General features: G+C 36.9%; 16 protein-coding genes. 3 read left to right on the top strand and 13 right to left on the bottom strand.

Annotated features, from left to right (window positions below; all coding sequences use genetic code 11):
* Positions 1 to 354: 354 nt before the first annotated feature.
* Together VB694_RS07180 and VB694_RS07175 are read right to left on the bottom strand one after the other, a co-directional pair.
* Positions 355 to 705 (bottom strand): BMC domain-containing protein, encoded by a 351-nt coding sequence (locus VB694_RS07180; RefSeq protein ID WP_323359623.1) that lies wholly within the window; start codon positions 703 to 705, stop codon positions 355 to 357.
* A gap of 82 nt (positions 706 to 787) precedes the next feature.
* On the bottom strand, positions 788 to 1,099 hold the full coding sequence (locus VB694_RS07175) for a carbon dioxide-concentrating mechanism protein CcmK (protein ID WP_323359622.1): 312 nt from the start codon (positions 1,097 to 1,099) through the stop codon (positions 788 to 790).
* Positions 1,100 to 1,226: 127 nt separating this feature from the next.
* On the opposite strand from VB694_RS07175, the gene VB694_RS07170 reads away from it, so the two are divergent.
* Positions 1,227 to 2,111, top strand: a complete 885-nt coding sequence (locus VB694_RS07170; RefSeq protein WP_323359621.1) for an alpha/beta hydrolase — start codon at positions 1,227 to 1,229, stop codon at positions 2,109 to 2,111.
* Between the two features lie 117 nt (positions 2,112 to 2,228).
* Here VB694_RS07170 and VB694_RS07165 read toward each other — a convergent pair whose 3' ends face one another.
* The 10 genes from VB694_RS07165 to VB694_RS07120 all read right to left on the bottom strand — a co-directional run bounded on the left by VB694_RS07165 (position 2,229) and on the right by VB694_RS07120 (position 11,040).
* Positions 2,229 to 3,815 carry an Hsp70 family protein gene (locus tag VB694_RS07165; protein ID WP_323359620.1) on the bottom strand — a complete coding sequence of 529 codons (1,587 nt, stop codon included), beginning with the start codon at positions 3,813 to 3,815 and terminating at the stop codon, positions 2,229 to 2,231.
* A gap of 56 nt (positions 3,816 to 3,871) precedes the next feature.
* Positions 3,872 to 4,447, bottom strand: a complete 576-nt coding sequence (locus VB694_RS07160) for a molecular chaperone GrpE (RefSeq protein WP_323359619.1) — start codon at positions 4,445 to 4,447, stop codon at positions 3,872 to 3,874.
* 34 nt (positions 4,448 to 4,481) lie between these two features.
* Positions 4,482 to 4,694: a DUF2997 domain-containing protein gene (locus VB694_RS07155; protein ID WP_323359618.1), complete on the bottom strand. Its 213-nt coding sequence runs from the start codon at positions 4,692 to 4,694 to the stop codon at positions 4,482 to 4,484.
* A gap of 93 nt (positions 4,695 to 4,787) precedes the next feature.
* Entirely contained in the window at positions 4,788 to 5,162 is a 375-nt protein-coding gene (locus VB694_RS07150; RefSeq protein WP_323359617.1) for a DUF1257 domain-containing protein, read from the bottom strand.
* 309 nt (positions 5,163 to 5,471) lie between these two features.
* Entirely contained in the window at positions 5,472 to 7,061 is a 1,590-nt protein-coding gene (locus tag VB694_RS07145) for an AAA family ATPase (protein WP_323359616.1), read from the bottom strand.
* A gap of 380 nt (positions 7,062 to 7,441) precedes the next feature.
* Positions 7,442 to 8,554: an SUMF1/EgtB/PvdO family nonheme iron enzyme gene (locus tag VB694_RS07140; protein WP_323359615.1), complete on the bottom strand. Its 1,113-nt coding sequence runs from the start codon at positions 8,552 to 8,554 to the stop codon at positions 7,442 to 7,444.
* A gap of 261 nt (positions 8,555 to 8,815) precedes the next feature.
* Positions 8,816 to 9,196 carry a HEPN domain-containing protein gene (locus VB694_RS07135; protein WP_323359614.1) on the bottom strand — a complete coding sequence of 127 codons (381 nt, stop codon included), beginning with the start codon at positions 9,194 to 9,196 and terminating at the stop codon, positions 8,816 to 8,818.
* Positions 9,193 to 9,516, bottom strand: a complete 324-nt coding sequence (locus VB694_RS07130) for a nucleotidyltransferase domain-containing protein (RefSeq protein ID WP_323359613.1) — start codon at positions 9,514 to 9,516, stop codon at positions 9,193 to 9,195. Before VB694_RS07130 ends, VB694_RS07135 begins: the two co-directional genes overlap by 4 nt.
* A 709-nt stretch (positions 9,517 to 10,225) precedes the next feature.
* On the bottom strand, positions 10,226 to 10,708 hold the full coding sequence (locus tag VB694_RS07125) for a hypothetical protein (protein WP_323359612.1): 483 nt from the start codon (positions 10,706 to 10,708) through the stop codon (positions 10,226 to 10,228).
* A 131-nt stretch (positions 10,709 to 10,839) separates the two neighbouring features.
* Positions 10,840 to 11,040, bottom strand: coding sequence for a hypothetical protein (locus VB694_RS07120; RefSeq protein WP_323359611.1), 201 nt, complete (start codon positions 11,038 to 11,040; stop codon positions 10,840 to 10,842).
* A gap of 180 nt (positions 11,041 to 11,220) precedes the next feature.
* Between VB694_RS07120 and VB694_RS07115 the strand changes: the two genes are divergently transcribed.
* A complete protein-coding gene (locus VB694_RS07115; protein ID WP_323359610.1) occupies positions 11,221 to 11,496 on the top strand; it encodes a hypothetical protein in 276 nt (91 codons plus the stop codon).
* A gap of 163 nt (positions 11,497 to 11,659) precedes the next feature.
* A complete protein-coding gene (locus VB694_RS07110) occupies positions 11,660 to 13,390 on the top strand; it encodes an NFACT family protein (protein WP_323359609.1) in 1,731 nt (576 codons plus the stop codon).
* 360 nt (positions 13,391 to 13,750) lie between these two features.
* Here the strand turns inward: VB694_RS07110 and VB694_RS07105 are convergent.
* Positions 13,751 to 13,941 (bottom strand): hypothetical protein (locus VB694_RS07105; protein WP_323359608.1); only part of this gene is annotated, 191 nt, incomplete at its 5' end.

Genomic DNA, 13,941 nt, shown 5'->3' with positions numbered 1-13,941 from the left:
CGGATTTATGCAGTCTGACGCACCCTACCAATGTGCCAGTTGCGTAAGTCCTGTTTTAGATTAGCAATATTTTTGAATTCAAAAGATTAATGTTAATGTCTCTACAAACAGTAGGATCTACTGTAGTGAAAGCAAAGGACTCCTAAATAATTCAACATTCAGAATATTACTATAAATTGGCTGTATGACTACTGTGACTGTGATCACGGATTTTAAGTAATTCTTTCTGGCTTTGGCAATTATCAAATTAGTGTCAGAAGGCAGAAGGCAGGAGGCAGTAAACAGTGAACAGTAAACTGTGATAACTGATAACTGATAACTGACTCAATCACCTGTGTTTCTTCAGAGCTAAATTTATCTGCTGTTGCCTGATCTGATGATGGGATTTTCTACGGAGTCACGATATTGCTGGACTTCTTCTGTGTAAGCGATGGGAAGAACAGCTTCAACGTTTTCATGGGGACGGGGAATAATCACCCAAGATTCTAAAGTACCACCGTAAACGTTTTCTACTGCGTCCACCCCAGCAGCCATAGCCGCCTTGACTTCAGAAACATCACCACGAATATTAACTGTAAACCGGGCGCTACCAACTCTGATGTAACCTACCAGGGTAACTCGTCCAGCTTTTACCATCGCGTCTGCTGCTGCTAAGACTGCGGGAAAACCCTTTGTTTCTAATGATCCAACTGCCTGTAGTGACATTATCAATCTCCTTTATGAATAAAATTATCTGCTACAAGTTAATTTGACAAAGCTGTGCTGCTAACTTTGATAGCAAACTTGCCTAGAAAATACGGAAAGGCTCAGATTTGGAGGTGAAGTGGATGGGGAGAATCGTTTCCACATTTTCCGGGGGATTAGGAACTATATAATGAGTGATAACTTGACCACCATACACTTCCTCTCCAGAATAGATTCCCGCTTCAACTGCTCTTTGCACTTCCGAAACATGACCCCGAACAGCAACTAACAAGCGTCCGCTTTCAGCAATGCCATAATATACGATTGTGACAGAGGCCGATTTAACCATCGCATCTGCTGCTGCTAGTACACAGGGAAAACCTAAAGTTTCAATTACGCCAACCGCCATTGGCATGGCTTAACTCTCCTGAAATCCGGGATAAGTGATATTTATTGTACGAGGCTTTTGTACCCATTTTTCCATTTGGGAAAATTTTCTTTTTGTCAGTAGTCAGCAGTGAAGATGATGTAAACTGATGTTTATGTTTCCAAGTTTTTTACCCGCTGCGGTTGAGCAGCTGACAGAACCCACGTCTATCGCCTTGGCTCAAAGTATCCAAAGTCAAGCTATTTCTACTCCTTTAAGTCCTGAATCAATTAACACTACTTACTTACATCAAGGTAGTGGTGGTACACCCATTCTGTTAGTTCATGGTTTTGATAGTTCGATTTTAGAGTTTCGGCGGCTTTTACCGCTGCTGGCTGAAAATAATGAAACTTGGGCAGTAGATTTACTGGGTTTTGGTTTTACAGATAGACTCTCGGATATTGCTTATAGTCCGGTAGCTATTAAAACTCATCTATATTATTTCTGGAAAACCCTGATTAACCAACCTGTGATTTTGGTGGGTGCTTCTATGGGAGGCGCTGCGGCTATTGATTTTACCTTGACTTACCCGGAAGTAGTGCAGAAACTAGTATTAATTGATAGTGCTGGGTTAAAGGGTGGTTCATCTTTGAGTAAATTAATGGTTGCTCCGTTATATTCTTTAGCAGCTGAGTTTTTACGCAATCCTAAAGTACGCGATCGCATTTGTCGCAATGCTTATAAAAATCCTGCTCTCATTTCCAGGGACGCTTTATGTTGTGGGGATTTACACCTAAAAATGCCTAATTGGAAACAAGCATTGATTGCTTTTACTAAAAGTGGTGGTTATGGTGCTTTTAAATTTCAGCAACTGGGAGCAATTGCACAGTCAACGCTGATTTTATGGGGTGATAATGACAGAATTCTAGGAACTGGGGATGCTGCAAAGTTTAAAAAAGCAATTCCCCAAAGTTGGTTAATCTGGATTAGAGATTCTGGACATATTCCCCACTTGGAACAAGCAGAAATAACAGCCCAACATATTTTAGAATTTCGGTAAGGAGTCAGGATTAATAATATTTACTGGAAGGAAGGTAAAAACCGAGGATTGATTATAAGAGGTTGTTTGATTGGCGAATATAGTTGATTTTTTGGTTCGTTTTTTATGGTTATTATTTCAATTTAACTTATAAATTTCACCTCTATTAACTAACATCTCTCCCGTCAATAAATCTTTCACAGTTGCTAATAAAGTCCGTCGAGAATCTACCTCAAATAACACAGATATTCTATCAATTCCTGCTTCACCTGGTGGGTTAATTTTTGCCACACAAACCTGTTGATTTTGATTATCTAGGGAACGGTAACTTTCTTGATGTTGAAGAGTGCTGGAAGTCATTCTTCCCAAAGCATCAAACGCAATTTCCGTTTGTGTCATATCACCTAATTCACCAATGTCTAAACGAATCTCCCTTTGTCCATTATTTGCAACTTGCAGATTTAACCATTCTTGACGTTGACAAGGATATTTTTCACCTTTGGTAAATAGCCGATGATAAACATAACTTTTGCTATAACTTTCCCATAATCTAATTGCATAACTATGACGCAAAAAATCATCTATTTCGGTAATCTGTGTAATTGCTAATGCACCATGACAAACTGCGTCAAAAGGTTTATTTAATCTAACTTTAGTTTTACCAAAATAAGAAATTATTAATTGTTGAACTGCGGGAATTAAACAACTTCCTCCCACTAATAAAACTTGTTCAATATCATTTTTAGAAATACCTTTTTGCAATGCAAAAGTTAAAACTTCATCTAAAGCATCTCGTAACTGTTGTAAAAATTGACGATATTCTAAAATTTCTTCTAATTTTTCACGATTGATTTTTAATTCATAAGACATAAATGATTCATCATCAAACCAACTTTCAGCCACAGATTGATTTTTTGATAATTGAATTTTTAAACGTTCAGCAATTTCTAATAAATTCTGATAACTAATTTTTCCGAATTGTTCTGGTGTTAATTTTTGAGAACGTAAATAATCATCAACTATCCAAACATCAATATCTTCACCACCTACATAAGCTTCTGATTTAGCTAAAACCTCAGCACGTAAACTATTATTTTCATCAGAAGTTGTCACAGTTTTCACTAAACTTAAATCAAGAGTTCCTCCACCAAAATCAACCACTAAAATTAACTTACCCGGACTTTTTACAGCATATCCTAAAGCTGCTGCTGTAGATTCGTCAACAATGGAAACTTGAGGAACATTTAATTTTTGACCTAAATCTCGAAACCAATCTAAATAACGTTCAAAAGCACCAACTGGAACAGTAAAAATTAAATGACTAGGTTGGATATTCTGCTTTTTAATTTCTGTCCAAATAGTTTGGATAAATAACTCAGAAATAGAGACAGCATGATAATTTATACCATCAATTTGGATTGCTGGTGGTTGATAATCTCCAGCTAAATCACGTTTAAACTTTTTAAATAACCTTTCAGGAGGATAACTTTGAGAAAGTCCTAATCTTTGACTACGAACACCTTCACCTAATATAATATTATTACCTGATTTAATAAACATTAAACTAGGAATAACCGGAAAATCTACTCTTTCACCTTGAGAAGTCACACCCACAAATACACGGGATAAATTAGGAAAACGTAAACTTTTAGGTTGTTGAGTATCAGGTTCTAAAATACTAATTACGGTATTACTTGTACCAAAATCAATGGCGATAGTCGTCATAATTTATTAATCATTAATAGTAGGTTGGGTTGAAGGATGAAACCCAACATTAATTATTATTTATTATCAAATCCTGCTGAAAGAGTACGACTAACTTTAGCCGGATAGATAATTTCATCACCATTTTTATAACCAATAAAACGAATATATACTAATTCCCCTTCTTGAATATCATCACTATCAGCTTGATGTAATTGGGGATTATAATTAACCTGTTCCCAAGTTTCCCCAATGACAGTATAACCCCAACTGGTAATTAGATTATCTAATGATACAAATAGAGAAACCAGGTTTTTAGCGGGTAAGTCTGGTTTAGCTAAAGCCATTTTTTTGACTGTGGGATAATTGCTGAGTAAAGTTTGTAATTGGGTAAAAGTTTCATGTTGAAAATCATCTTGTAATTGTTGAGATTGTTGTTTTAGTTCTTCTCGCAGTCGTTGAGATTGACTTTCTAAATCTTTAATTTTCTGTTCTGTGTCTGGAGAAGTAACAGGTTGATTATCAATAGAGATGTCTTGATTATTTGCTGGGAATAATATCCGCAGAATGATGTAAACGATGAATACGAGAATTACAGCAAAACCGATATGATTAATTTGTTCTATCATGTTATTCATGTAGTTGGTGTTCATATCCCCGACTTCTTAAAGAAGTCGGGGATATAGTTTATTGTTGTTGTAAAGATTGATTTTCTGAAGTTGTAATTAACTCATCATCTTGATAATATTCGGGTAATAATTCCTGAGATTCTATTTCTCCCAAGGATTTTTCTAACCCTTTTGTTGTTTCTACACAACTAGAACCGCTGACATTTAAAACCCGTTCCACTATTTTACCATCTTTACCAATGCGATATTCAACCTTTTGATATTCAGCCATAATTATTTTTCCTTTTTAATAAATAAATCCGGGCGAATGGAATTCGCGGCTACACAAACAAAGTCCACCTGCGTGGACTAAATCTAATATTCTCTAAACCCATCTACCAACTAAAACCCGCACCGTACCATCTGCTAGAACTTCCTCTTCCTCCACATTAAAACCCTCAGTTTGAATTGTTTCCATCAAAGTTTTATGGGCGTATTTTTGACTAATATTATTAATAAATTCCTGTTGATTAATTTTCGCACCCCAAAAATCTGCCACTAATTCATAATTTTCTCCATTTTTACGAAAACCTAAATCATAACCATTAGATTGCTTAATCACATATTCAGCATGAGTTTTATCACCCATATAACCCCGAACTTGAGAATTTAACTCAACTTGATAACCCAACTCCTGCAATATTTGATGGAGAACATCACCATTTTTAATTTGCACCTTAATAGTTGTAAAATGAGACATAAAAAATCAACTCCTTATATATTTTTGACCCCTCTCCAAACCTCTCCCCTAAGAGGAGAGAGGCTTATACTAAATTAGTAGGGTGCGTCAGACAGAATAAATAACATAAATAAACAAATTTTTGATATCTGACGCACCCTACAGTTTCCCCCTGTTTCCTTCGTGTCTTCCTGGTTCATTTTAATTAGTAGGGTGCGTCAGACAGAATAAATAACATAAATAAACAAATTTTTGATATCTGACGCACCCTACAGCTAAAATCTTTCTCCGCGTCCTCTGCGCCTCTGCGGTTCGTTTTTCTGTTATTATTTAATCCACCTCCAAAGGACCCAAACCTTGCTGCTGAGAATAAACCTTTAACTCCTCAATTAACAGTGTATCAATAGAAGCCGTTCTTGCGCCAGCTTCGGCAGCCCAGCGTTTTAAACTGGTAATTTGTTCCTTAGCAATAGCCGCTAAAGGAACAGTTTCCGATACCGCCGCTAAAATATCTTCTGTGTGAAAATCCCGCCTATTTCCGGCGATTAAACTACCAAAAGCGCGGTGCATTCCATCAATAATTACTTGTTGAATTTCTGCACCGCTAAAGTTTTCGCTATTTTTGGCGAGTCTTTGTAAATCAAATTCGCGCAATCGGGAAGGACGGATTTTTTGCAAGTGGACTTTAAAAATATCATGGCGTTCTTTTTCTGTGGGTAAATTTAAAAAGAATATTTCATCAAATCGCCCTTTTCTTAATAACTCGGCTGGTAATATTTGCACATTATTAGCAGTAGCCACCATAAACACCGGACTGGTTTTTTCTTGCATCCAGGTAATTAGTGTACCAAATACCCGGCGCGATGTGCCAGAGTCACCATCTGTACCACTATTAATATTACCAAATGCTTTATCTATTTCATCCATCCATAATACACAGGGTGATATTGCTTCTGCTAATTGAATCATTTGGCGAATGCGATTTTCACTTTCTCCGACTATGCCCCCAAATAATCTGCCCACGTCTAAACGTAACAATGGTAAACGCCATTCATGGGCGATAGTTTTGGCTGATAATGATTTTCCTGTTCCTTGGATTCCTACTAATAAAACGCCTTTGGGGTTGGGTATTCCATAACGTCGTGCTTCTTCGGTAAAAGCATCTTGACGCATTCGCACCCACTGTTTGAGATTTTCTAAACCACCGACGTTTTTTAATGATTCATTGGCGGTGTAAAATTCTAAGATTCCGGTTTGTCTAACTGCTTGTTTTTTCTCTTCTAATACTCTATCAATATCTGATTCGTTGACTTGTCCTTTTGCTGCTAAAGCGGCGGCTAAAACTCTTCTAATTCTGGCGCGACTTAATCCTTGACAGGCTTTGATTAATTGTTCTTTTCCTAGTCCATTTAAGTTAAGTTTTTCGGGGACTATTAATTGATGAATTAAATAATCTATTTCTTGGATGTTGGGTAAGGGAAAATCAATAACTGTAACTTCTTCTTGTAGTTCTGGAGGAATAGTTAATGTATGACTGGTGAGGATGAGGGTTTGGCGTGTGCGTTTGAGTTGACGGGTGAGGTTTTTGATAGCCCGAATTACGGGAGCATTTTTTTCTGTTTCGGGGTTTTTGAGGATAAAATGTATGTCTCGCAATACAAATATTGTGGTTGTATTTTCTGGGGTTTTGGTAATTCTTGATAATGCACCCATGACTGAACCTTTATCAGTTCCGTTGTCATCCCAACCGGTGACGATATCCCATAATAATAGTTGTCGTGGTGTCTGGGATATTTGGGTGAGTTGTTGGAGGACTTGTTCTATTGGTTCTTCTTCGACTCCGACTATATATAGTAGGGGATAGCGGGCGCGAAGCATTAAGTCTATTTGTTGGAGTAGTTGTTGATGGGGGTTATTCATTATGTATGAATAGGGGGATTAGTTGTTAGTTTATTGGGTTTTTTATTTCGCGCAAAGTCGCAAAGAATAAGATAAATGTCTGATAGCGTAGCGTGGCGTAAGCCATATCAGGATGACCAGGATTTGAGGATATACAGGATGTGATTGTTTGATTATTGGTTAGTTGTTGATGATTAGTATGGAGAAAAGTGAATATTTATGAAGTGAGATGGAAGAATAAATATATGAATCTTATCTATCAACCATCAAATTACAATCCTGTAAATCCTTTAATCCTGGACATTATCTCGACTTCGCTCGATAACCACCTGATTCAGACAAAAAAATTATCGCTATGCGAGGGAGGCAAGACAAGAAAAGAGCAAGAGCGCATAGTGCTACTAAGTCCTCACCGCACCACTACATACAACCCGAAAACCAATATCGAAGGTGGAGTAGACAAGGTTGAGGCTGCTGCGATAAGCAGAACGGCAATCCTCCGATGAAAAACGGTTGCACGAACCACCGCGCAGCATCCTTATACTACTACTTTCTCTATTCTCTAACCATGCACTTGCATCTGTAGGCGCACATTCATAGTTACCATGCAAACTATCTTGACACCATTCCCGTACATTACCGTGCATATCATATAATCCAAAATTGTTAGCTACTCCAAAGCTACCTACTTTTGTTGTTTTGCTTCTTGTTTTGCAGTAAGTCCAAAAGTTAGCTAAATCCATTGTAATCATCGTAATCCTCTCTCCAAAGTGGAATGGTGTGGTAGTTCCCGCTCTACAAGCATATTCCCATTCGGCTTCACTTGGCAGTCTGTAGGTTGTTCCAGTTTTTTGGCTTAACTTTTCACAGAAAGCCACCGCATTATTCCAATTAACTTGTTCAACTGGGCGATTACGACCTTTAAAATGAGAAGGGTTAGTTCTCATAATAGCTTTATATTGTGCCTGTGTTACCGGATATTTTCCCATAAAGAAACTAGGAACTGTAACTTGATGCTGAGGACTTTCATTATCACGTCTTCCTATTTCATTTTCTGGTGAACCCATCATAAAAATACCACCAGGAATTGCAGCCATTTCTAAATTAACACCATTACCTAAATCTTCTATAAAATATCTGGCTACACGCGGACGTTGAATAATTTCACCAAATTCGGCAACTGTGACTACTTCAATTTGTTCTAGTTTTAAACCTTCGTGATTAGGATTTTGTAATAGTTGCTTAATTCTTGTTTCTGTTCTAGAATTTAATATTAAATAAGCTGTATTTTGAACTTCCCAAGATTCATCTTTTAAACCTGCAATTACTAAATCTAAACCCTGCTCTCCATAATTCAAAGCTTGCTCAATTGCAGCAATTCTCACCTTTGCATCTGGATTTTGCAACCGCAATTTTACTCCTTCAATACCACCTAAAACGGCAGCACCTTCTAGTGATGGACTATTACCACCAAGCACAGCATCGTATTCTCGCGGTTGTTGTGGATTATTCATGATTGGTTAATGGTTGGTTTGATGTATGCTGTATTAAAAATAGCATATTATTGTCAGAATCAGGATGTACAGGATTTGAGGATGTACAGGATGTGATTGTTTGATTATTCGTTAGTTGTTGATGATTAGTATGGAGAAAAGTGAATATTTATGAAGTGAGATGGAAGAATAAATACATAAATAACAGCCATTAACCATCAAATAACAATCCTGAAAATCCTTTCATCCTGGGTATCCTGATTCTGACAAAATAGCCTCAATTTACAAAGAATCAATATTCGCTTTGGCGAAATTCAGAATTTCTATAGTTCTTTGAATAATCAGATCCGCATCATCTTCTGTAATATTAGGATCAGTATTATAATCACCTCGTAAACGAGTTCTTTCTGCATCAATTAAATAACGATGAAATTCACGAGGAACTCTTTCTGTGCGAGCGAATTTTTCTCCAAAAGCAGCAATAACGGCTGAATGTTTAGAATAAGCTAGTCCTTCCCCTTCTAAAAAAGCTGTAGCAATATAAAACATGGCATAATAACCACGAGAAACAGCAAATTCAGCAAAACCTTTTTGGTTAAGTTCTACTGATGCTTGTAAACTCCTCTCAGCTTTTTCTAACAATCTTTGTTGTTCAGGATTCATATTACTAAACCATCTTTTCTCACATTACGAAAAAAACCACTATCATGATTTTCTAATTGTTCTCGATTAGCAAAAGCGCAACTAATTAATACATTATATTCTAAACACAAATCAGCGATTAATTGACTAATTTTTTCACTTTCTTGAGAATAGTTGAAAACATCTTTTAACACAATTAAAATATCAATATCTGAATCTGGTTGTGCTGTTCCTCTCGCTTGTGAACCATATAAAATTAGTTTTTCTAACTGTTCTCCATAAAGTTGTTTTAAGTTTTGTTGTACTTGGGTTAAAACTGTGGAAATAGGTTGATTTAGCATAATTTTTAATCAACAATTACTGTGAGTTAATGGTTAGTTTGATGTATCCTATATTCAAAATAGCATATTATTGTCAGAATCAGGATGTCCAGGATTTGAGGATGTACAGGATTTGATTGTTTGATTATTGGTTGGTTGTTGATGATTAGTATGAAGAAAGGTTAATTTTTATGAAATTAGTGTAATAATCAATACATCATTCACGTCCAGTAATTATCAAATAACAATCCTGTAAATCCTATAATTCTGGTTATCCTGATTCTGACAAAATATTATAAACAACAGTCATAAACCATCAAATAACAATCCTGTAAATCCTTAAATCCTGGATATCCTGATTCTGACTATAATAAAGATTAATCAACACCCCAAACCCAATTAGAGAATCATATTATGAGTACCGTATCCTTAGAAATACCTGAAGAAATCTTAATTAGTCTCAAAGAAACTCCAGAAAGTCTCACTAGAGAAATACAAATTTTAGCAGCAGTAGATTTTGAATGGAATTAGATATTTTTCTATCTTGATTCACTAATATGGTATTTTGTCAAGATAATTTAGATGCGTTTCCCTTGGTTCATACCCAGATCCCCGACTTCTGTGATCAATTTATCATTTATAAACACAATAAATAAAAGAAGTCGGGGATCTTATCACCTTACCTGAATTATTACAAATAATCATTATTACAGTGAATATTGTTTATTTACTAAAATAACGAAAGTTGTCCTTCTCTTTTTAGTATCCAACTGTCTTCCCCTATCCGTTCTCCAATATCTTCTAATACACTCAAAATAGTTTGATTTTCTGGTGTAGTTCCGTTTTTCAAAAGTGGTAGCAGATGCAAAACTATTTCATCAAAACTTGAATTTTTCTTTTCTCGTTCCATTCTCCTTAAATAACTGATTAAGTAGTATTTAATTCTCAATTTTACATCAATATGTGATTTAAATTTGGCATCTTTTTTGAGGGTAAATAGTTCAGTTTTTTCATCATAGTCAAAATTCCCCATCAAAATTGGTGTTAAATCTGAATATTCCTTTTTTAACAAATCTAAAAAACCTAATTCTAAACCTTTAATAATGAGTTCATCGTTAATTTGTTCTAGGGTTGCACCATCATTTTTAGCTATAATTCCTTCAATAGTTTGAATGACGATTTCTGCCATATCCATTCCTAAGTTAGCTTTCATAATAGCTTTAGGACTGCGAACTTTACGGAAATTAATGATTAATTGTCCTGATAAAACTGTGAAAGGATTTTGTCTTTTTTAAATAGTATGAACAATTTTGATTACACAACTGAGAAAGCTAAAAATATAAGTCAATTAATTAATATATTTTCTCTATGATAGAGAAGATAGTCTTGATTGATTTTATATTTTTTTGGAAGTGCTGCTTGTCTATCTTTGACATCTTCTAATATTTTTTGTAAAGGTTGACTAAAACTTCTATATTCAGGTGTAATAATGTATTTCAGTAAGTATTCAGGAGTTTCATAAATGCAGGGTTGAAGATCACCCACTTCTTTTTTAAAGATGTAAATAAATGACCAAACTTGGACAGAAGTCAGAAATATAGTTTTATGGCTGAATACTTGGGTTTTCAGCCTTTTTTTTGATCAATTCCAAAAACGGATGCGTTTCCCCTGGTTCACTCCCGGCGCAAAAGGTAAAGTTATATAGAGAGTTAAGCAGGTAAGACAATGGAAGTTCAAGAAATCAAAAAATTCCCCAAACCCCGAAAACTGGACAGTGAACCAACCCCCTCTCAACACATCAAGATATTAGATTGCAATGAACCCGTTAGTAGAGTGCTTTTTGAATGCTGGCATTGTAAACAAGGTCTTTTGAGTGAAGTAGATGTGACCACTTCACAGTATCTAGAAATTACCTGCCCCAATTGTGGTAAAACAGCTTTAAGATTAATGGCAGATAAAGTCCTGTCAACTACTGCTATTCCTTCACCTTGGCAGTCATAGGAGTTCCAAGATAACGGCGATTATAAATCGCTACTACACAAACCAAGTCCACCTCCGTGGACTAATGAAAAATCAAGGGTTGACAACCCACCCAGGTGGCATTCCCGACCGGATGCCACTTCACGTCCCTAGATGAAAAAATATACTATTGTGACTAATTATTTTGCAACCAGTTGATTTTACGACTTTGATAGCGACTTGTAGCGAACTACGCGCTAACTGGCTACCCTCGCGGACAGAACAGGTATTCCAGCGCGATCGCTATACTATTACCATAGCCTTGCGGACTATGAAAAAGCGGGATTGGCTAGATATTTCTTGGCATCCCCAAGCCACCCGCATTTGTATTGGTGAACCACCACCACGCATACCCGATACTTTCACCTTCAGCCAACAATTAATACATCAGTTAGGCGGTTTAGCTTTAGTTGCAATTGATTTTATCGCTCCTTGGGAACGGGTTGTAGATTTAAAATTTGCCCGTCGTCCGGGAGAAGAAGCACTTTATCACCTGTACGTCGAAGTGATGGGTAAATACAGTAACGCCATTCTCACTGATGCCAGAAATGAAATTATCACCGCCGCCCATCAAGTTAGTCAACAGCAATCTAGCGTCCGTCCGATCCAAACTGGACAGCCTTATGAACCGCCACCCAAATTGACGGGAACTATTCCCAATTTAAGCGAATCTCAAAACCGCTGGCAAGAACGGGTAAGCTTAGTCCCAGGGGCAATTAAACGGCAATTACTGAAAAGTTACAGCGGTTTAAGTGCGGCTTTATTAGATACGATGTTACTGGCTGCGAATATATCACCAGAAACAACTACTGATAGTTTAACTGACCAAGATTGGGATAGACTATTTGCACGTTGGCAAGAATGGTTACAAACTTTAGAAGTTGGTAAATTTAAACCTGCTTGGACTGCAAATGGTTATACTGTCATGGGTTGGGGTGAAGTTGCACCAGCCAAAAACATCCAAGAATTACTCAATCAATATTATACCGACCAGTTAAATCAACAATTATTTTCCCAACTGCGTCATCAATTGACTCAGAAATTGAGTAATATTTTGGGTAAGTTGGGTATTAAAGCAAAAACGTTTAAAGACAAATTACAACAATCTGATCAAGCAGATGAGTATCGCCAAAAAGCAGATTTGTTGATGGCGCATCTGCACAACTGGCAACCAGGGATGAAAGAGATTATTTTAGCAGATTTTGAGACAAATCAACCAGTTGCGATCGCACTTCTCCCAGATAAAAACGCTGTCCAAAATGCCCAAAAGCTTTATAAACAGCACCAAAAACTCAAACGCGCTCGTGCTGCTGTCGAACCTCTATTATTAGAAGTACAGTCAGAAATTGACTATTTGGAACAAGTAGAAGCGGCAATTTCCCAAATTGACAATTACCAAACAGTAGCAGATTTGCAAGCTTTAGAAGAAATTCGTGATGAACTCATTGGGCAAAAATATCTAGAAGCCTTAGAATACCGCAGCCGGAGTACAACAGAAACCGCAAGTACCAATTTTCATCGTTACCGTACTCCTAGCGGTTTTGAGGTCTTAATTGGTCGTAACAACGTTCAAAATGATTATCTAACATTTCGGGTCGCTGGCGATTATGATTTGTGGTTTCACGCCCAAGAAATCCCTGGTAGTCATGTTTTACTGCGTCTTGAACCGGGTACAGTTGCTGAAGAAGCAGATTTACAATTTACTGCTAACCTTGCTGCTTACTTCAGTCGCGCCCGTCAAAGCGAACAAATACCAGTAGTGTACACCTTACCTAAGCACGTCTACAAACCCAAAGGCACAAAACCGGGACTTGTTGTTTACAAGCAAGAAACAATCATTTGGGGAAAACCACAATTGGTAATTGGTAATTGGTAATTGGTAATTGGTAATTGGTAATTGGTAATTGGGAAAGAAGGGAACAGGGAACAGGGAACAGGGAACAGAATTTTTGACTTTTGACTTTTGACTTTTGACTTGATTCTCCCCAGTCCCCAGTCCCCAGTCCTTCATCTCCCCAGAAATATAAAGACTGACTTACCCAAGGGCAGATATTTTTTAAGATTTTTTCATGAAAAAACTGTACTGACTGTTACAATCTTGTTAAGAAAAGTTGCCCGTTGAATTTTGGGAACGCGCAATTTGGTTTTGACTCTATTGAGAAGACAACACGAACAACGTTTTTTTACATTTAGACCAGCCTGTGGGAAGGCTGGTCTTTTGCTTAACAAGGCGATTTTAAAAGAATTTCAAGGAGTTAGGAGGGGCGAACGGCCGTTCGCCCGTACAGGAGTCAGGAGGAAAATATTTATCTTTTGCCTTTTGCCTTTTGCCTTTTGCCTTTTGCCTTTTGCCTTTTGCCTTTTGCCTTTTGCCTTTTGCCTTTTGCCTTTTGCCTTTTGCCTTTTGCCTTTTGCCTTTTGCCTTTT

This window comes from Anabaena sp. UHCC 0451, from assembly GCF_034931405.1.
Taxonomy (GTDB): Bacteria; Cyanobacteriota; Cyanobacteriia; order Cyanobacteriales; family Nostocaceae; genus RDYJ01.
Note: the sequence above shows the minus strand (reverse complement) of the source record. Positions and strands in the feature narration are given on the sequence as shown.